The sequence below is a fragment of the Xanthomonas protegens genome, assembly GCF_038442435.1.
Classification (GTDB): domain Bacteria; phylum Pseudomonadota; class Gammaproteobacteria; order Xanthomonadales; family Xanthomonadaceae; genus Xanthomonas_A; species Xanthomonas_A sontii.
On sequence record NZ_JAQJCQ010000008.1, the window covers coordinates 186230 to 203317 of the forward strand.

Genomic DNA, 17088 nt, shown 5'->3' on the forward strand with positions numbered 1-17088 from the left:
CGCTCATTCGGGCTTCTGCGGCTGGCGCTGGTCGGGGTTCTGTTGCGCCTGCGCGGCGGCGGCGCGCGATTCGGCGATGCCGATCGCCCGCGCCGCGGCGGCCTGCTCGTCCTTCTTCGGCACCGGCTGCGCCTCGCCCTCCGGAGTGAGCCAGCCGCCGCTGAAGCCGGCGCGCTCCAGTCCGGTGCGGATGTACTTGTTCTTCTTCATCACGTTCCAGACGAACTCGTTGCGGTAGTTGGCGATCATGGTCAGGATCGGGCCCTGGTCGATGCCGATGTAGTCGCTGGAGACCCAGCCGCGTCCGGGCACGACGCGCCCGGTCTTCAGCGGGATATCGTAGTTGAAGCTGGGGTTGAACGAATCCAGGAAGCCATAGCTGGAGTAGATGAAGTCGCCGTAGCGCTTGTGCATCTCCTCGGTGGCCGGAATCACCACTTCCGGCGCGAACACCAGCGAGGCCACCGCCGCGGTCGGCGCGATGGTGCCGTCGTCGAAGTTCTCGCGCAGGCCGGCGCCGCGCGAGGAATAGTGGCGGAACTGGCGTTGTTCGCCGCGATACTCCTGCTCGGTGTTCTGCGGCCCATCGCTGGCGGTCAGGCCCCACACGTTCTCGCCGTAGTCCTTCCACTTCATCGGATTGGCGATGGCGTACTCGCGCTGCGCCAGCACCGCGCGGCGGCTGTTGAGGAAGTAGTCGATGCCGCGCTCGCGCATGTACTGGTCCTGGATGTCGCGGAAGTCGATCCAGACGTGGCTGTACTGGTGCGCGAACATCGGCCCGAACGACAGGTATTCCTGGCCGTAGTACACGCCCCAGTCGTTGTTGTAGGTACGGGTCCACACCGTCCACGCATCCGGGCTCACCGCATGGGTGGGCGATCCCAAGGCCAGCACGTACAGCATCATCGCTTCGTTGTAGCCCATCCAGTCGTGGCTGATGAAGCCGCTTTCAGGGAACCAGCCCATCGAGATCAGCGGATCGCGCTGCTGCAGCCAGGTCCAGTCCACGCGCCGATACAGGGTGTCGGCGATCTCGCGGATCTCCTTCTCGCGCGGGTCGTCGCCGTCGTAGTACGACTGCGCGAACAGCACGCCCATCATCAGCAGCGCGGTATCCACGCTCGACAGCTCCACCCAGCTGTCGTAACGGTGGCCGTTCTGCATGTCCAGGAAGTGGTAATAGAAGCCCTTGTAGCCGGCCTTGCCGGTGCGCTGCGGGCCGACCGGCGCATCGCGGAAGAACTTCAGCGTGGTCAGGGTGCGATCCACCGCCTGGGTCCGGCTGATCCAGCCGTTCTCGATGCCGATGGGATACGCCGTCAGCGAGAACCCCACCGACGCGATGCTGGCGAAGGGACGCGACGGGAAGCGGTCGGGGGTCAGGCCATTGGTGTCGTTGGTGGTGTCCCAGAAGAACTGGAAAGTGCGCCGCTCGATGTCGCTGAACAGCTGTGGCAGCTCGGGCTTCAGTGGTTTTGGCGGCAGTTCCGCCTCGACCAGGATCACCTGCACCGGCTTTTTCTCCACCGCCTTCGGCTCCTCGACCTTCTTACACGCCGTCAGCAGCACCCCTGCTGCCATCACCATCAACGAAAACCTGATGAACCTGCGCTGCTTCTTCATCGTGCCCCCCGTGAAATCGTTTACACGCACGCAAAAAATACCCCACTTCCGCATCGCCGCGGCCCCCGGTGCACGGGAGCCGCGGCGGCCTTGCTTACCAGTTCAAGCCGAACGACAGCTTGAACGTCCGCATCGGCGAGGCGAGCACGCCGTTCGGCGTACCGAACGCCGTGTTCAGATCGGCGTACGTGCCGGTTGCGGTGTTGTAGTCCGCGTAGTTGGTCCAGTTGAACAGGTTGATGACATCGGCGCGCACGTTGAACTTGATGCCCGACCCGGTATCCCATTCCTTGTTCGCCGCCAGGCTGAATTCCTTGTAGCCCAGCGTGGCGTCCGGCTTGTACTGAATGATATAGCACTGGTCGTTGCCCGCCAGGCAGTTGGTGCCGTAGCGCGGGGTCTGGCTGGCCAACGACAGCTTGGCCGACAGGGTGACGTCGTACGGCAGATCGTAGATGCCGGTCACCACCAGGCGGTTCTTCGGGATGCCGCCGGCCTCACGCCAGCCGTAGCCGGCCATCGACGGCTGGTCCAGCGCATAGTGCTCGCCGTACTGGCGGTTCTCCTTCGCGTCGGAGAAGGTGTAGGCCACGGTCAGGCCCCAGCCGGACTCCTTGTCGTAGGGCTTGTCCAGCTTCAATGCCAGCTGGTTGTTGCGCGTCTTCAGGCCGTTGGTGCCGAGCACGATCGCGCTGTAGCCGTTGGGCGAGTCGGTGGGCACGCCGGAGGTGGTGCCGGGCAGGAAGAACGAACCGTCGGCACGGCGGTTGCCGCGCAGGAACACGAAGCCGTCCTCGCTGACGATGCGGCTCAGGGTCACGTCCGTGTACCAGTCGTTGCCCCAGAAATGCACCATGTTGCGCATGCCCAGGCTGAACTGGTCGGAGTACGGCACCTTGATGTTGTTGTCGATCAGGTAGACCTCGCGGCCGCCGCCGGCGCCGCCGGTGTTGGAGGCCGCCAGCCCGTTCAGGCCGGCCTGGGTCGCATAGCTCGGATCCCATGCCACGCACGGCTGGCCGAGGCACGGCGTGTTGGCGCTGCTGAAGTAGTAGCTGTAGGAGCGGAAGTTGTTGTTGAGCTGCTCCAGCGCCAGGTAGTCGAACAGGTTGCGGTCGTACGCACGGCCGGCACCGCCGTAGATCACGTGCGCCTGGTCGCCAAACAGGTCGTAGGAGAAGCCCAGGCGCGGCTGCCACGCATCCTTGAACGCCTTGCGGTTGTTGCCGGTGCTGATGTAGTTGGCGATGTCGTAGTTGGCGTTGTCCAGGTTGCGCCAGTTCAGCAGCGCGCTGGCGACGTCGGCCGGGGTGACGAAGTCGAGGAACGAGGGGGTCTTCTCGTAGTCGTAGCGCACGCCCAGGTTCAGGGTCAGGTGCTCGTTGACCTCCCAGTCGTCCTGCAGGTAGATGCCGTACTGCTTGTTCTGCGACTGCACCGAACCGCCGTCGCCGGTGTCGCCGAAGCGCACCCGGTACGGCGTACCGACATCGCTGAGGATGTTGTAGTAGTACTGCGGATTGGCAGGATTGATCTGGGTCGAATCGAGCTGGATGTCCTTGTACTTCAGACCCATCTTGATGGTGTGGCTGCCGTGCCAGTCGAGGCTGTTGAGGGTCAGGTCGTCCTGCAGGGTCCAGCCCTTCTGCCCCTTGTTCTGGAAGCTGCTGCCGGCGCCGGCGCTGAGGATGGTGGTCTCGTTGCCGGCCTGCGGCACGTAGGACAGCACGTAGCCGCTGCCGTCGGTGAGCGGGGTCTGGGTCCAGAACGCGCTCTCGTAGCTCAGGTTCAGATCGTTGAGGAAGGCCTCACCGCTGTACTGCCAGCGCAGGTTGGCGCGCTTTTCCTTCTGCCCGTTGGTGCTGCCGTGCTGGTAGGTGGTGGTGTCGCCGATGTCCGACAGTTCGTCTTCCTTGCGGTACTTGCCGGTCAGCTCGAACAGGTTGTTGTCGCCCAGGGTCCAGTCGATCTTGCCGAAGTACAGGTCTTCCTTGAACGGGGTGCTGTAGGTGGCGACCAGCGGCTGCAGCTGCGCTGGCAGCTGGTCGACGCGGTCGGCGTAGATGCCGCCCGGAATCACCGTGTTCGGCGTGGTGTATTCCTTGGCCTCGTAGGCCACGAAGAAGTGCGCGCGGTCCTTGAGGATCGGGCCGCTGAAGGTGGCGCCGTACTGGGTCTCGGAGAAGTCGTCGCGCTGGCCGGCCTTGCGCTCCAGCGGGCTTTCGGCACGCCAGTCGTCGTTGGTCGTATCCCAGAAGAAGCTGCCGTGGAAATCGTTGGTGCCGGACTTGGTCGAGGCGACGATCGCCGCGCTGCTGACCTGGTCGAACTCGGCCTTGTAGTTGGAGGTGATGACCTTGTACTCGCCGATCGCCGACTGCGGGAACGGGTTGCCGCGGCTGGAATCCTGGCCGCTGACGCCGCCGGTCAGCACGTAGTTCTTCTGGCTGATGCCGTCGATGTAGACGTTGGTGCCGTTGGCCGAGGTCGCGCCGGAGCGCACCGTGGTGTTGCCCTTGGCGTCGCGCTGGAACTGCACGCTCGGCACGCTGTCGGCCAGCTCAAGGAAGTTGCGCGTGGCCTGCGGCAGCTTCTCGATCTGCACGTTGGAAATGTAGGTGGCGTTCTCCGAGGTGCGGGTTTCCACCAGCACCGGCGGCGCCTGCACCTGCACCGCGTCGAGCGTGGTCGCGCCCTGCCCGCTGGCGGTGGCCGCTTCGCCGCCCACGCCCAGATCCAGAGTGGCGGTCTGGCCGACCTGCACGGTGACGTTCTGCGAGGTGGTCTTGCCGTCGGCGGTGACGTCGATGCGGTAGGAACCCGGCGGCAGGCCGCCGACCGAATAGGTGCCGTTGCTGGTCTGCACGCTGCGGCTCAGACCGGTGGCCAGGTTGGTGGCGGTGACCTGCGCGGACGCGGCCGGCGCCGAATCGACCTTGACCTGACCGCGGATGGTGGCGCCGGTGCTCTGCGCGAATGCCGGCGCGGCGCCCAGCAGCAGGCAACTGGCGAGGGCGCAGCTCAACAGCTTGCGCGTGGGCCGGGCGGAGTGCGGGGTGTGTTGCATGTGGGGTTTTCCCTCCAGGAAGACGTGATGCTCGTTATGGGTGGTGCGTGGTGCTTCGATGGAACGAAGTGGAACAAGCGATACGGCGCAGAAAAATGCGTCGCATCAGGAACGGGCCGTGCTGGAATCGCGCACGACCAACGTAGGAACCAGGGTCTGCCGCTGCCGGTCGTCCGCGTCGGGCCGATCGATCAATTGCAGGAGGCGGTGCATCGCCTGCTCACCAAGCCCGGCGATGCTGACGCGCATGGTGGTGAGGGATGGGTGAACGAAACGCGCCAGCGGAATGTCGTCGAAGCCGGCCAACGCGATGTCGTTGGGCACGCGCACGCCGCTCTGGGTGAAGGCGTAGAGGCAGCCGAGCGCGGTCATGTCGTTGGCGGCGAATACCGCATCGGGCAGCATGCCGGCCTGCAGCATCGCCTGCCCCGCGCGATACCCGGAGGCTTCGTCGAAGTCGCCCGGGAACTCCTGGCCATGCGCGTCGCCGGCATGGCGTGCGATGGCGTCGCGGAAGCCGCGCAGGCGTTCGCGCGCGTCGAAGTTCAGTTCCGGACCGCCGATGAAGGCGATGCGGCGATGCCCCATCGCCAGCAGGTGTTCGGTCATCGCTACCGCGCCGGCGTGGTCGTCGATGCTCAGCACCGGATATTCGGTGCCCGGCAGGTGGGTGTTGATCAACACCGTCGGCAACGCCTGCGGCAGGTTGTCGGTGAGAAAGCCCGGGCGCTCGGCATACGGCGACAGCACCAGCAGGCCGTCGACGCGGCCGCGCATCGCCCGCAGCGCCCGCCCCTGCTCTTCCGGGTCGCCGTGGTAGCTGGACACCAGCAGGTGCTGGCGGCGCGCGCGGGCGGCACCGTCGATGCCGCGGATCAGTTCGGAGAAGAATTCGCCGTACAGGTCGGGCAGCACCACGCCCAGGGTCTGGGTGCGGCGGCTGCTGAGGCTGCGCGCCGCCGCATGCGGGCTGTAGCGCAGGCGCTCGGCCACTTCCAGCACCAGGGTCCGCACCGGCGCGGCCACGTTCTCGTGGCCATTGAGCGCACGCGACACGGTGGCCACGGAAACCCGGGCCTCGCGTGCGACGTCTTTGATGGTAACCGCGCTCTTCGCCATCGTGCCGCCCTCCGCGGCAGAGACCTTGAGAAACTGGCGCGGACTGTAATCGTTTTCAGCGCGAGGCAGAAGCCCTTTGTTATTTTTACAATAAACGTCTTATTTTTCAGTCACTTGAATAATGAGAAACTGGCCGGAATCGTGCCGCAATGCAGCATAATCCAGGTGCAGATTCCGATTTTTCCCGGGGTGCACACCCCTGTTTGGACCGGCGGCAGCCGTCGCGGGCGGGTGTCAGCCGCCCGTGCCCGGCACCTCGGCGCGGATCGACAGCGCGTGGATGTCGGCCTGCATCATCTCGCCCAGCGCCGCGTAGACGGCACGGTGGCGGGCCAGCGGCGCCATGCCGGCGAAGGCCGGACTGACCACCCGTACATTGAAATGCCCGCGGCCGTCGCGCGCGCCCGCATGGCCGGCATGGCGATGGCTGTCGTCCTCGACCTCCAGCGCCTGCGGCGCGAACGCCGCCTCCAGCGCGGCGCGGATCCGCGCCACCCGCTCGGCGCCGACCTGGCTCATGGCAGCACCTTGCGGAACGGCCGCACCTCGACCCGGGCGTAGACGCCGGCATCGACATACGGATCGGCCTCGGCCCAGGCCCGCGCCTCGGCCAGCGAGTCGAACGCGGCCACCACCAGGCTGCCGCTGAAGCCGGCCGGACCCGGATCCTCGGCGTCGATCGCCGGGCACGGCCCGGCCAGCAGCAGCCGCCCGGCCTCCTGCAACGCGGTCAGCCGCTGCAGATGCGCCGGCCGCGCCGCCGCCCGCCGCGGCAGCGCATCGGCCACGTCGTACCCCTCGATCACGTACCACATCGCGTCTCCGCCCTCGTTGCCTATCCAAAGACCCGCCATTGTAGAACCTGGCCCGGCACGGCGGCGCTGGACACCGACCCCGCCGGCGCATTACCCTTGGTCGTATTGCACGCGGCCGGATGCAGCGGCCCGTCGGTGATCGGCGACCCCAAGCCCCTTCCGACGACCGATTCGCTGCCTGACACCGCCCGCGCAGACGTCCTCCTCTGCAGTTCCCGCCGCCACGACACGCGTGGCGTGCGTCGTGTGTCTTGTTGAAGTACCGAGCGCGTTGCGGGGACGACGCGCCATTGAACCGCAGCACTGCCGGCAAGGAGCCGCGCCGGGTCGCGCCTGCCCGGCCCTTCGCTACCGCAACACCGATGTCCAACCGATGACTTCCGAACTCGCGCTCGACGCGAACCCGCCAACCCAGACGACCCCGCCACAGCAGCAGGAAATGCCGCTGGCGGTCGTGCATGGGCAGCCGGTCCTGCAGATCCCGCAGGATCTGTACATCCCGCCGGACGCGCTGGAAGTGATCCTGGATGCGTTCGAAGGCCCGCTGGACCTGCTGCTGTACCTGATCCGCCGGCAGAACCTGGACATCCTGGACATCCCCGTCGCCGAGATCACCCGGCAGTACGTGGACTACATCAACGTGATGCAGGAGCTGCGCTTCGAACTGGCGGCCGAATACCTGGTGATGGCCGCGATCCTGGCCGAGATCAAGTCGCGGATGCTGCTGCCGCGGCCGCCGGCCGAGGACGGCGAGGAAGTGGACCCGCGCGCCGAACTGGTCCGCCGCTTGCAGGAGTACGAACGCTTCAAGCAGGCGGCCGAGGACATCGACGCGCTGCCGCGGCAGGACCGCGACACCACCCCGGTGCACGCCCATGTGCCGGACCGTGCCGCGGTCAAGCTGCCGCCGCCGGTGGAGTTGAAGGAAATGCTGCTGGCGCTGTACGACGTGCTCAAGCGCGCCGAGCTGTTCAGCGGCCACGCGATCAAGCGCGAGGCGCTGAGCGTGCGCCAGCGCATGGGCGACGTGCTGGGCCGTCTGGACGACGGCAAGTTCCACCGTTTCGAATCGCTGTTCAGTGCCGAGGAAGGCAAGCTGGGCGTGCTGGTCACCTTCCTGGCGCTGCTGGAACTGGCCAAGGAGCAGTTGCTGGACATCGTCCAGGAACCGCTGGCGCACGTCCCCGCCGAGGCCACAGAGCGGCCGCCGATGCCGCCGATCTACGTCAAGTCGCTGGCACTGGGCAACACCAACGCGCCGCTGCAGTTCAACAGCGAGTTCGACGACAGCGACGCCGCCGACGCCACCACCTGAGCCACCGAGAACCCGCCCCCGCATGGATCAAGCGCTGATCAACCGCATCGTCGAGGCCGCCCTGCTCGCCGCCAACCAGCCGTTGCCGCTGGCGCAGTTGCACGGCCTGTTCCCGGAGGAGGAACCCGCGCCGCCGGGCAGCATCGAGCGCGCGCTGGAACTGCTGCGCGAGGCCTGCGAGGGCCGCGGTGTGGAACTGGTCGAAGTCGCCTCCGGGTTCCGCTACCAGGTGCGCAGCGACGTGCATGCCTGGGTGGCGCGGCTGTGGACCGAGCGCAAGACCCGCTACACCCGCGCCACGCTGGAGACCCTGGCGCTGATCGCCTACCGGCAGCCGATCACCCGCGGCGAGATCGAGCAGGTGCGCGGCGTGGCGGTCAGCAGCAACATCATCCAGGCGCTGGAAGAGCGCGAGTGGATCCGCGTGGTCGGGCACCGCGATGTGCCGGGCAAGCCGGCACTGTTCGGCACCACCAAGACCTTCCTGGACTATTTCGGGCTCAAGCGCCTGGACGAACTGCCGCCGCTGTCCGAACTCAAGGACATCGGCGAACTCGAGCCGCAGCTGCCGCTGGACCGCGACGCGCTGCCGGTCGGCGACATGGCCCAGGCCGATGCCGCACCGGGCGACGCCGCCGATCAGGGCGACCAGGGCGACACCACGGCACAGGCCGCAGCCGCCGGCGAACCCGCCAAGCCTGCCGCGACGGCGCAGGCAGACGCGGCCGACGCAGACGACGCAAACGCAGAAGCACGCGACACCGCAGCACCGCACCCCCCCGCGACCGACGACGCCCACGCGCCGGCGGCCACGGATCCCACGACCGCCCCGACGGGCGAACCCGAAGCCGCGCCGGGAGAGCGCGCGGCGGATGCGAACGAAGCCGAAGACAACGCCGTCGCGACGACGACCGTGGCTGTTGACGATGCCGATTCCGAACCACAGGCCGACGCGCAACGCGCCGGCCGGAGCCAAGTAAATGAGTGACACCTCCCGCAAGCTGTCGTTGAACAAGCTCTCGCTCAAGCGCGACGCCGCTGCCGCCGAGCAGCCGAAACTGGAAGAACGCCTGCACAAGGTCCTGGCCCAGGCCGGCCTGGGCTCGCGCCGGGCGCTGGAACAGCGCATCGCCGACGGCCTGGTCAAGGTCAACGGCGAGGTCGCGCAGACCGGCATGTCGATCCGCAGCGGCGACAAGATCGAGCTGGACGGCCGCAGCTTCGTCGCCAGCGCGCTGACCGAGCCCTCGCGCGTGCTGATCTACAACAAGCCCGAAGGCGAAGTGACCACGCGCGAAGATCCCGAAGGCCGCCCGACCATCTTCGAGGCGCTGCCGGCGCTGAAGGGCGCGCGCTGGATCGCGATCGGCCGCCTGGACATCAACACCACCGGCCTGCTGCTGCTCACCACCGACGGCGAGTTGGCCAACGCGATGATGCACCCCTCCTACGAGATCGAGCGCGAGTACGTGGTGCGCGTGCGCGCCCCGGAAGGCGAGGAGACCGTGCCCGACAGCATGATCGAGCGGCTCTCGCGCGGCGTGCTGCTGGAGGACGGCGGCGCCAAGTTCGACGAGATCGAACGCATCGGCGGCACCGACTCGCACGACTGGTTCCGGGTGGTGGTCAAGGAAGGCCGCAACCGCGAAGTGCGGCGCCTGTGGGAATCGCAGGGCTGCCAGGTCAGCCGGCTCAAGCGCACCCGCTACGGCAAGATCGCGCTGCCGCGCGAACTGCTGCGCGGGCACTCGATGGAGCTGGCGCAGGACAAGGTCGAGGCGCTGCGCGCCGAGCTGAAGCTGGAGGAAGGCACCCCGTCGGCGCTGACCCTGCAGCCGGTGATCGGCCAGCGCAAGGCGGCCAAGGCCACCGTGCAGGTCGGCCGCGGCGGCAACGCCTACGTCAACGGCCACAACACCGCGGACGAAGGCCGCGAGCTGCGCCGCTTCGACACCTTCCGCGAAGACCGCGGCCGCGGCCGCGGCGGCAAGAAGCCACACGGCGGCCTGACCGTGAGCGGCGAAATGGCCGCCAAGCAATCGCAGAAGCCGTTCAAGCAGCGCACGCCGAAGGGCCCCAAGCCGCTGCCGGACGGCAACCCCGCCGCGTTCCGCACCTGGTACGTGCCCGATGGCGTCAGCACCGGGCCGACCGGCCACCGCAACGCCGGTCCCGGCGGTCGTGGCCAGGGCCAGGGTCAAGGTCAGGGGCGTCCCTACGCCAAGCCGCGTCCGGCCGGTGCCGGCGCTGGTGCGGGCGCCGGCCAGGGCCGCGGTCCGGGCCAGGGCCAGCAACGCAAGGCGCACCCCTACGGGCATCCGGGCAACGCGCCGAGCTTCCCGTCCGACCACGCCACCCCCGGCTTCAACCCCTACGGCGCCGCGCCGCGCGCAGCGCGCCCGGCCGGCGGCCAGAAGCGCGGCCCGGGTCCGGGCGGACGCCCCGGCGGCGGTAACCGCCCGGCCGGTGGACGTCCTCCGGGTGGCGGCGGCCGTCCCGGCGGCGGCGGCAACCGCGGTCCGCGCGGCGGCTGAGGACGACGCCGGCGCCGTGCGCGCCGGCCCGCCCCGCACCCGACAGGGCGCCTGCGCAAGCGGCGCCCTGTTTTTTTATGGGGACGCTATCGACAACGGGGACGGCGCGCGGCGTCAGGCTGCGGCAGCCCTCTCACGCAGGTGGTGCGACGGCCCGCATCGCGGCCGCCCGTGCACTCACGCGCCGGCAGGCGCGTTCCTGCAGTCCGCAAATCCCGCCGGGATCTGCTTGGCGGTCCACTTGCCCTGAGACGCTGTGGAGACGAGCAGCGCCGAGGTTGCGTCGTAGCTGGGGGCCTGTGTCGCGCCGGGCCTGGCCAATCCCGTGTCATGGAAGCACAGACGCACGGACGTGGCATCGGCCGACAGCACCTCGAAGCGCATCATCCAGCCCTTGTCGGCCTCGAGCAGGCGCGCGCCATGGGCGGTTTTGGTGACATCCACGAAACCATAGTCCGCGAACGTCGTCTTCCCCGGCAGGCGGCGGGGGCCGACCGAGTTGGGGAACGAGGTCAGGTCCAGGTGCCGGATGACCGCGTCGACGACGCCTGCCTGCTGCGATACGGCCGGAGACGACGCGCCGAGGCCAAGCGCGAGAAGGCCAACAAGCATTCCGAAGGTCATGCGGACAATCTCGCGCGCGGAGGGAGTCGCGGATGATAAGCGCCGGGAACGCCGGGGCCCAAGGAAGATTGCCGTGCGCGGGGGCTGCCGACCAGGCGGCGCCCGACAGCGTCGCGCAGGCTCGAACGACAGGGGCGTGGCGACACCGGCCCACCCGCCGTTGCGCCGTTCGCCCTGCGCGGACGAAGCCGATATCCTGGCGCATCTGGCGGCCGCTGCGGGTGGCCGCCCTCACCGACCAGGAATTCCCGATGACACGGAAGATGAAGATCACCCTGCCGCTGCTGATCGCCGGCGTACTGAGCCTCGGCGCCTGCCAGAAGGCGCAGCAGAAGGCCCAGGAAGAGATCGCCGCGGCGCAGAACCCCTACCCGGCCAGTTCGCCGCTGCACGCGCCGTTCGATCGCATGCTGCGCAAGCTGGCCAACGATCCGCGCTACGTGGCGCTGCTCAAGCAGAGCGGCCCGCAGGCGCAGCAGGCCGGCTTCCAACTGGCGCAGAACGGCATCGCGCGACTGGACCACGCCACGCTGGAACAGCGCCTGCAGATCCTGTCGCAGGTCAGCGACAAGGTCGACGTGCCCCAGTGCGCCGTACTGGCGCGCGGCGGCAACCCCAACGATGCGCAGGCGCTGAGCGCGGCGATGCTGTCGGGCCTGGAAAAGCTGCCGCAGGCGCAGATCGACCGCTGGTTCGACGTCTCGCTGAAGGCCACCGACGCGGAGTTGAACAAGACCCCGGCGCAGCCGGTGAGCCAGGAGCAGATCCAGGCGGCGATGGGCACCCTGGTCAAGTCGCTGCCTGCCGACCAGCAGCAGCGCCTGATGCGGGTGCTGCCGGAGATCGCCAAGGCCAGCGACGAGGACGCCTGCTGGACCGCGCGGACCCTGTACCGCCAGGCGCTGGCGACGCCCGAGCCGGTACGCGGCCAGTTGGCCTGGGTGTTCGCGCAGCAGTAAGCGCGCGGCAGCGCGAAACGCGCCCTGGCGCAGAGCCCGGTTTGCCGGGCCGCATCGCATCTCCGCCGCACGGCGGGCTTCCGGCCGAGTTCTCGAGAGAAACCTTTGACCAAAAAAAATCCAGGCGCACCGCGCCTGGATTTTTTGTTGCGTCGTCTCCGCCCTGGCTGCAACGCAGCGTCAGGGCGGAACGCAGCCTCTTACTTGCGGCGCTCGATCACGAAGTTGCCGACGTTGACGCCCAGGTCGACGCCTTCGCCGGTGCCCGCCAGGGCCAGCGAGATATCGCCCTTGGTGACGACCTGCGCGGTGCTGGACTTGACCACGCCGGCATGCGCTTCGGCGGCGGCGTAGGTGCCGAACAGATCGTTGAGGCTATAGGCGCCGGTGAAGGTGCCGCGGCCACCGACGATCTTCGACTTGCCGACCGTCAGGCCACCGCCCTTGCTGCTGATCTTGACCGGGATCACCGCGCCGTCGTTGCAGGTGATGGTGCCGGTGCCCTTGGCGGTCTTGTAGAACACCGACCAGCCCGACAGGTTGAAGGACAGCTTGCAATCGATGTTGCCGGCGGCCTGGGCCTGCGGCGCGAGCGCGGCCGCACCCAGCAGTGCGAGCAGAGAGAGCGACTTGATCATGTGGGCATTCCGGGTGGGTGGACAAGGCGCGAGGGTAGCAATGGGTTTGTCGCGGCCGCGACAAGGTTGCGCGGGTGTCGCGCGCGCGTTCAGCAGGCATTTCCACTCGCGTCAGCCAGACGCCAGGACGAGTTGCAGTCCGGTCGATGGGCAGGCGGGGCGCGGCGCCAACCACAGGACAGGTCCATGACGGAGGCCGCGGCTCAGCCGGGATACGTCGCCGCGCCGGCGCTCGCCACGATCAAGCCGGAGGCAGCTTGTCTTGTAGGAGCGGCTTCAGCCGCGACGGGCTTTCCCGGGAAAGCCCATCGCGGCTGAAGCCGCTCCTACGGAACGCGTGCTTTCGCCATCAGAGGCACCCGCGTTTCCAGCCACGCCAGGCGCTTTCCGGCGACCCCGGCAGCAGCCACTTCTCCCCCACTAGTCGTCGAGGCGGAAGGCATCCGCATCGAGCATGGCCGGGAAGCGCGCGCGATGCGCGGCCAGCGCGACGGCGGAGATCGTGGTGGTGGCGACCTGCTCGCGCTCGCGGATCTCCAGTTGCGGCTGGCCGAGGAAATCGATCACCGCGCTCTCGCCGGCATAGTGCAGCTCGTTGCCGTCCACGCCGACGCGGTTGACCGCGGCCACGAAGCACAGGTTCTCGATCGCGCGCGCACGCAGCAGCGTGCGCCAGGCGTAGGCGCGCGCCGACGGCCAGTTGGCGACGAACAGCTGCAGATCGAAATCCAGCTGACCCGGGCGCTCGACGTCGTAGCGGTTGCGGCAGAACACCGGAAAGCGCAGGTCGTAGCAGACCTGCGGATTGATCCGCCAGCCCTTCCACTCCACGCACAGGCGCGCGCGTCCGGCGGCATAGCGCAGGTGCTCGTTGCCGTAACGGAACAGATGCCGCTTGTCGTAATGCTGCAATGCGCCGTCCGGCGTGGCCCACAGCAGGCGGTTGAACACCTTGGCCTCGCCATCGGCGTCGGGCACGCGCAACTGCACGCTGCCGGTCACCGCCGCACCCAGCCGCGCCGCCTGCTCGCGGATCCACGCCACGGTCGGCCCGTCCATGTCCTCGGCCTGCGCCAGCGCATCGTTGGAGAAGCCGCTGGTGAAGGTCTCCGGCAGGACCACCAGGTCGGTGACGCCGGCCAGCGGCGCCAGCAATTCGGCGTAATGCGCGCGGTTGCCGGCCGGATCGTGCCAGCGGGTATCGCCCTGGACCAACGAGATCCTCAGATCCTGTGCCACCTGTGTCATCCCCAACGTACTCCGATGCAGATCGTGCCGACCAGGCACAGCAGCCCCAGTGTAGGCGTTACCCATGGCAGGTGCCGCACCAGGCGGTTGGCGAGCGTGCCCCGCTCCTGCGGCGTCAACACCGCAAGGTAGCGGTCCACATAGGCCTGCCGCCGGAACGGCACCACGCTGAAATCCATCCCCACCCGCTGGCCACGATCAGCCAGCCCGGTCAGCACATGCCCGTAGAACAGCGCCCCGTCGACCACCGCGCAGACCGCCGCCAGCCCAAACGTCACCCCGAAATAGATGCCTGCCACCGACATGCCCCACCCCGCCCAGGAACCCGCTTCTACGAATCCCAAATCCCGAATCCCGAATCCCGGCGGCTCGTCAGAGCCGCTGCAAGCGCTCGATCGCCGCATCCAGCGTCGCCTCGTTCTTGGCGAAGCACAGCCGGGCAAGGCGCTGGGCGGGCGGCGGGTCCTGGTAGAACGGCGACAGCGGGATCGCCGCCACGCCCTTCTCGATGGTCAGCCACTTCACGAACTCGGTGTCGGGCAGGTCGCTGACCGCCGAATAGTCCACGAGCTGGAAGTAGCCGCCGGGCACCGGCAGCGGCTTCAGCCGTGTGCCCAGCAATTGTTCGCGGAAGCGGTCGCGCTTGGCCTGGTAGAACGCGCCGAGTTGCTCGTCGTGCTCTGGCTCCTCGCGAATCATCGCGGCGAAGGCGTGCTGGGCCGGGCCGAAGCTGGCGAAGGTGTTGTACTGGTGGACCTTGCGGAACTCGGCGCTGAGCGCCGGTGGCGCGATCGCGTAGCCGATCTTCCAGCCGGTGCAGTGGTAGGTCTTGCCGAAGCTGGAGACGACGAAGGCGCGCTCGCGCAGTTCCGGCCAGCGCAGCACCGACTCGTGGCGGCGGCCGTCGAACACGATGTGCTCGTAGACCTCGTCGGAGATCAGGAAGATGTCGCTGCCGCGCAGCAGCTCGGCCACCGCCTGCAGGTCGTCGGCACCGAACATCGCCCCGGACGGGTTGTGCGGGCTGTTGAGCATCAGCAGGCGGGTGCGGGGGGTGATCGCCGTGCGCACCCGCTCCCAGTCCACCGCGAACGTCTGCGGGTCCAGCGGCACGTGCACCGCACGCGCGCCGGCCAGGTCGATCGCCGGCTCGTAGCTGTCGTAGGCCGGATCCAGCACGATCACTTCCTCGCCCGGGCGCACCACCGCGTGGATGGCGTTGAACAGGGCCTCGGTGGCGCCGCTGGTGACGGTGACCTCGGTGTCGGCATCGACCTGGGCGCCGTAGCAGCGCAGCGCCTTCTCGGCGATCGCCTGGCGCAACGCCGGCACGCCGGTCATCGGCGGGTACTGGTTGTGGCCGTCGCGCATCGCCCGGTCCAGCGCCTCGATCAGCCGCGGCGGCACCGGGAAGTCGGGAAAGCCCTGGCCCAGGTTGACCGCGCCGTGCTCGGCGGCCAGTTGCGACATCACGGTGAAGATGGTGGTGCCCACCTTGGGCAGCTTGGTCTGCGGATGCATGCGGGGATCTGCGGCAGCGGGAAAACGCCGAGTGTACGCAAAGCCGCTTGCCGGCGATGCGGCATGCCGCCGCCGCTCCACTAACGCAGCACATGCGCATCGCCGCGTGTGGCCGCCGCCGGCATCCGCCGGACGCCCGCATGCCGATACAATGCGCGCCTTCCCTTGCCGCCCGCCGCCGCGCCATCCGCCGCGGCCTTCGCCGATGACCGATCCGCTGTACACCCCGCCGCCGCTGCTGGCCGCGCACGGGCTCACGTTCGCCCGCGACGACGCCGCGGTGTTCGGTCCGCTGGACTTCCACCTGGATGCCGGCGAAGCGCTGCTGGTGCAGGGCGACAACGGCGCCGGCAAGACCACCCTGCTGCGGGTGCTGGTCGGTCTGCTGCGCGCCGAGGCCGGGCGCATCGAGATCGACGGCCACCCGGTGCGGCGCGGCGACCGCGCCCGCTTCATGGCCTACCTGGGCCACCTGGGCGCGCTGAAGGCCGACCTGAGCACCCTGGAGAACCTGCACTACCTGTGCGGCCTGCAGGGGCGCCGGGCCAAGCAGATGCCAGGCAGCGCGCTGGCCATCGTCGGCCTGGCCGGCTACGAGGACACCCTGGTGCGGCAGTTGTCGGCCGGGCAGAAGAAGCGCCTGGCGCTGGCGCGGATGTGGCTGTCGCCGGCGCCGCTGTGGCTGCTCGACGAGCCCTACGCCAACCTCGACCTGGACGGCATCACCCTGGTCAACCGCATGATCGCCGCGCACCTGCGCAGCGGCGGCGCGGCCCTGGTCACCACCCATGGCGCCTATGCCGCGCCACCGGTGCGCACCCGCATGCTGACCTTGAGCGGAGTCGCCGCATGAGCCTGGCCACGCCCGTTCCCTCGCTGTGGCAGGCCACACGTGCGCTGCTGCTGCGCGACCTGCGCCTGCTGTGGCGGCGTCGCGGCGACGCGCTGCAGCCGGCGCTGTTCGCCCTGCTGATCGTGGCCCTGTTCGCGCTGGCGCTGGGCAACCAGCCGCGCCTGCTCGGCGAGGTGGCCGGCGCCGCGCTGTGGCTGGCGGTGCTGCTGGCCGGCCTGCTGGCGCTGGACAGCCTGTTCCGCAGCGACGCCGAGGACGGTTCGCTGGAGCAATGGCTGCTGGCGCCGGTGCCGCTGGCCTGGCTGGTGCTGGTGCGGGTGCTGCTGCACTGGGTCACCACCGCGTTGCCGCTGATCGTGGCCGCGCCGCTGCTCGGCGAATTGCTGCACCTGCCACATGACCGCATGCCTGTGCTGCTGGCATCGTTGGCGCTGGGGACCCCGCTGCTGAGCCTGCTCGGCGCGGTGGTCGCGGCGCTGACGGTGGGCATGAAGCGCGCCGGCATCCTGGTCGCGCTGCTGGCCCTGCCGCTGTACGTGCCGGTGCTGGTGTTCGGCGCCGGCAGCGTGGCGGCGGCGGCGCAGGGCCTGGATCCGGCCGGCGGCCTGCTGTTGCTGGCCGCCGGCCTGGTCGCGGGCCTGGTGCTGGCGCCGTTGGCGGCGGCCGCGGCGATCCGCATCTCGCTGAGCTGAGCCGTTGGCGCAGCGCCGGCGCGGCGGCGGCCGTACCATAGCAAGCGCAGTGCTCCCTCGCCGTTCCGTCGTTGTCG

Annotated in this window: 16 protein-coding genes; 6 read left to right on the forward strand and 10 right to left on the reverse strand. The window is 68.8% G+C overall.

From position 1 onward, the window contains the following. Positions 1 to 3: 3 nt before the first annotated feature. The 5 genes from PIQ37_RS11510 to PIQ37_RS11530 form a co-directional block, all read right to left on the reverse strand. Positions 4 to 1590: a glucoamylase family protein gene (locus PIQ37_RS11510; RefSeq protein WP_407136839.1), complete on the reverse strand. Its 1587-nt coding sequence runs from the start codon at positions 1588 to 1590 to the stop codon at positions 4 to 6. A gap of 130 nt (positions 1591 to 1720) precedes the next feature. Continuing rightward, entirely contained in the window at positions 1721 to 4693 is a 2973-nt protein-coding gene (locus PIQ37_RS11515; RefSeq protein WP_342073566.1) for a TonB-dependent receptor, read from the reverse strand. A gap of 105 nt (positions 4694 to 4798) precedes the next feature. Beyond that, a complete protein-coding gene (locus PIQ37_RS11520) occupies positions 4799 to 5812 on the reverse strand; it encodes a LacI family DNA-binding transcriptional regulator (protein ID WP_342073567.1) in 1014 nt (337 codons plus the stop codon). 234 nt (positions 5813 to 6046) lie between these two features. After that, on the reverse strand, positions 6047 to 6331 hold the full coding sequence (locus tag PIQ37_RS11525) for a BolA family protein (RefSeq protein ID WP_342073568.1): 285 nt from the start codon (positions 6329 to 6331) through the stop codon (positions 6047 to 6049). Continuing rightward, a complete protein-coding gene (locus PIQ37_RS11530; RefSeq protein WP_017909689.1) occupies positions 6328 to 6627 on the reverse strand; it encodes a YciI family protein in 300 nt (99 codons plus the stop codon). Before PIQ37_RS11530 ends, PIQ37_RS11525 begins: the two co-directional genes overlap by 4 nt. A gap of 373 nt (positions 6628 to 7000) precedes the next feature. Here PIQ37_RS11530 and PIQ37_RS11535 point away from each other — a divergent pair, with 373 nt between their 5' ends. Genes PIQ37_RS11535 through PIQ37_RS11545 form a run of 3 tightly spaced genes read left to right on the forward strand, consistent with a single transcriptional unit; the run spans position 7001 to position 10476 of the window. Continuing rightward, a complete protein-coding gene (locus tag PIQ37_RS11535) occupies positions 7001 to 7942 on the forward strand; it encodes a segregation and condensation protein A (RefSeq protein WP_010342676.1) in 942 nt (313 codons plus the stop codon). Positions 7943 to 7964: 22 nt separating this feature from the next. Beyond that, entirely contained in the window at positions 7965 to 8930 is a 966-nt protein-coding gene (gene scpB / locus PIQ37_RS11540; protein WP_342073569.1) for an SMC-Scp complex subunit ScpB, read from the forward strand. Further along, positions 8923 to 10476, forward strand: a complete 1554-nt coding sequence (locus PIQ37_RS11545) for a pseudouridine synthase (RefSeq protein ID WP_342073570.1) — start codon at positions 8923 to 8925, stop codon at positions 10474 to 10476. The genes scpB and PIQ37_RS11545 overlap by 8 nt, the downstream gene beginning before the upstream one ends. 177 nt (positions 10477 to 10653) lie before the next feature. On the opposite strand, the gene PIQ37_RS11550 is transcribed toward PIQ37_RS11545, so the two are convergent. Continuing rightward, positions 10654 to 11100 (reverse strand): pesticin immunity protein, encoded by a 447-nt coding sequence (locus PIQ37_RS11550; protein WP_342073571.1) that lies wholly within the window; start codon positions 11098 to 11100, stop codon positions 10654 to 10656. Between the two features lie 263 nt (positions 11101 to 11363). Between PIQ37_RS11550 and PIQ37_RS11555 the strand changes: the two genes are divergently transcribed. Beyond that, the gene (locus PIQ37_RS11555) at positions 11364 to 12059 is read left to right on the forward strand and encodes a hypothetical protein (RefSeq protein WP_342073592.1); all 696 of its coding nucleotides are present in this window, start codon (positions 11364 to 11366) and stop codon (positions 12057 to 12059) included. 200 nt (positions 12060 to 12259) lie between these two features. Here the strand turns inward: PIQ37_RS11555 and PIQ37_RS11560 are convergent, their stop codons facing one another. From PIQ37_RS11560 to PIQ37_RS11575, 4 genes are all read right to left on the reverse strand, one after another. Continuing rightward, the gene (locus PIQ37_RS11560; RefSeq protein WP_017914143.1) at positions 12260 to 12697 is read right to left on the reverse strand and encodes a hypothetical protein; all 438 of its coding nucleotides are present in this window, start codon (positions 12695 to 12697) and stop codon (positions 12260 to 12262) included. A gap of 420 nt (positions 12698 to 13117) precedes the next feature. Further along, positions 13118 to 13945 (reverse strand): amidohydrolase, encoded by an 828-nt coding sequence (locus PIQ37_RS11565; protein ID WP_342073572.1) that lies wholly within the window; start codon positions 13943 to 13945, stop codon positions 13118 to 13120. After that, on the reverse strand, positions 13942 to 14250 hold the full coding sequence (locus tag PIQ37_RS11570; RefSeq protein ID WP_342073573.1) for a hypothetical protein: 309 nt from the start codon (positions 14248 to 14250) through the stop codon (positions 13942 to 13944). The genes PIQ37_RS11565 and PIQ37_RS11570 overlap by 4 nt, the downstream gene beginning before the upstream one ends. A gap of 67 nt (positions 14251 to 14317) precedes the next feature. Continuing rightward, positions 14318 to 15466, reverse strand: a complete 1149-nt coding sequence (locus PIQ37_RS11575; protein WP_342073574.1) for a pyridoxal phosphate-dependent aminotransferase — start codon at positions 15464 to 15466, stop codon at positions 14318 to 14320. A gap of 205 nt (positions 15467 to 15671) precedes the next feature. Here PIQ37_RS11575 and ccmA point away from each other — a divergent pair, with 205 nt between their 5' ends. Both ccmA and ccmB read left to right on the forward strand, forming a co-directional pair. Further along, entirely contained in the window at positions 15672 to 16319 is a 648-nt protein-coding gene (gene ccmA / locus PIQ37_RS11580; RefSeq protein ID WP_010343781.1) for a heme ABC exporter ATP-binding protein CcmA, read from the forward strand. Continuing rightward, positions 16316 to 17011: a heme exporter protein CcmB gene (gene ccmB / locus PIQ37_RS11585; RefSeq protein ID WP_017907306.1), complete on the forward strand. Its 696-nt coding sequence runs from the start codon at positions 16316 to 16318 to the stop codon at positions 17009 to 17011. The genes ccmA and ccmB overlap by 4 nt, the downstream gene beginning before the upstream one ends. The last annotated feature ends 77 nt before the right edge of the window (positions 17012 to 17088 follow it).

Bases quoted from the DNA above. Each gene is read 5' to 3' on its own strand.
- PIQ37_RS11510 (WP_407136839.1), bottom strand. From the start codon at position 1,590: ATGGTGATGGCAGCAGGGGTGCTGCTGACGGCGTGTAAGAAGGTCGAG.
- PIQ37_RS11515 (WP_342073566.1), bottom strand. From the start codon at position 4,693: ATGCAACACACCCCGCACTCCGCCCGGCCCACGCGCAAGCTGTTGAGC.
- PIQ37_RS11520 (WP_342073567.1), bottom strand. From the start codon at position 5,812: ATGGCGAAGAGCGCGGTTACCATCAAAGACGTCGCACGCGAGGCCCGG.
- PIQ37_RS11525 (WP_342073568.1), bottom strand. From the start codon at position 6,331: ATGAGCCAGGTCGGCGCCGAGCGGGTGGCGCGGATCCGCGCCGCGCTG.
- PIQ37_RS11530 (WP_017909689.1), bottom strand. From the start codon at position 6,627: ATGTGGTACGTGATCGAGGGGTACGACGTGGCCGATGCGCTGCCGCGG.
- PIQ37_RS11535 (WP_010342676.1), top strand. From the start codon at position 7,001: ATGACTTCCGAACTCGCGCTCGACGCGAACCCGCCAACCCAGACGACC.
- scpB (WP_342073569.1), top strand. From the start codon at position 7,965: ATGGATCAAGCGCTGATCAACCGCATCGTCGAGGCCGCCCTGCTCGCC.
- PIQ37_RS11545 (WP_342073570.1), top strand. From the start codon at position 8,923: ATGAGTGACACCTCCCGCAAGCTGTCGTTGAACAAGCTCTCGCTCAAG.
- PIQ37_RS11550 (WP_342073571.1), bottom strand. From the start codon at position 11,100: ATGACCTTCGGAATGCTTGTTGGCCTTCTCGCGCTTGGCCTCGGCGCG.
- PIQ37_RS11555 (WP_342073592.1), top strand. From the start codon at position 11,364: ATGAAGATCACCCTGCCGCTGCTGATCGCCGGCGTACTGAGCCTCGGC.
- PIQ37_RS11560 (WP_017914143.1), bottom strand. From the start codon at position 12,697: ATGATCAAGTCGCTCTCTCTGCTCGCACTGCTGGGTGCGGCCGCGCTC.
- PIQ37_RS11565 (WP_342073572.1), bottom strand. From the start codon at position 13,945: ATGACACAGGTGGCACAGGATCTGAGGATCTCGTTGGTCCAGGGCGAT.
- PIQ37_RS11570 (WP_342073573.1), bottom strand. From the start codon at position 14,250: ATGTCGGTGGCAGGCATCTATTTCGGGGTGACGTTTGGGCTGGCGGCG.
- PIQ37_RS11575 (WP_342073574.1), bottom strand. From the start codon at position 15,466: ATGCATCCGCAGACCAAGCTGCCCAAGGTGGGCACCACCATCTTCACC.
- ccmA (WP_010343781.1), top strand. From the start codon at position 15,672: ATGACCGATCCGCTGTACACCCCGCCGCCGCTGCTGGCCGCGCACGGG.
- ccmB (WP_017907306.1), top strand. From the start codon at position 16,316: ATGAGCCTGGCCACGCCCGTTCCCTCGCTGTGGCAGGCCACACGTGCG.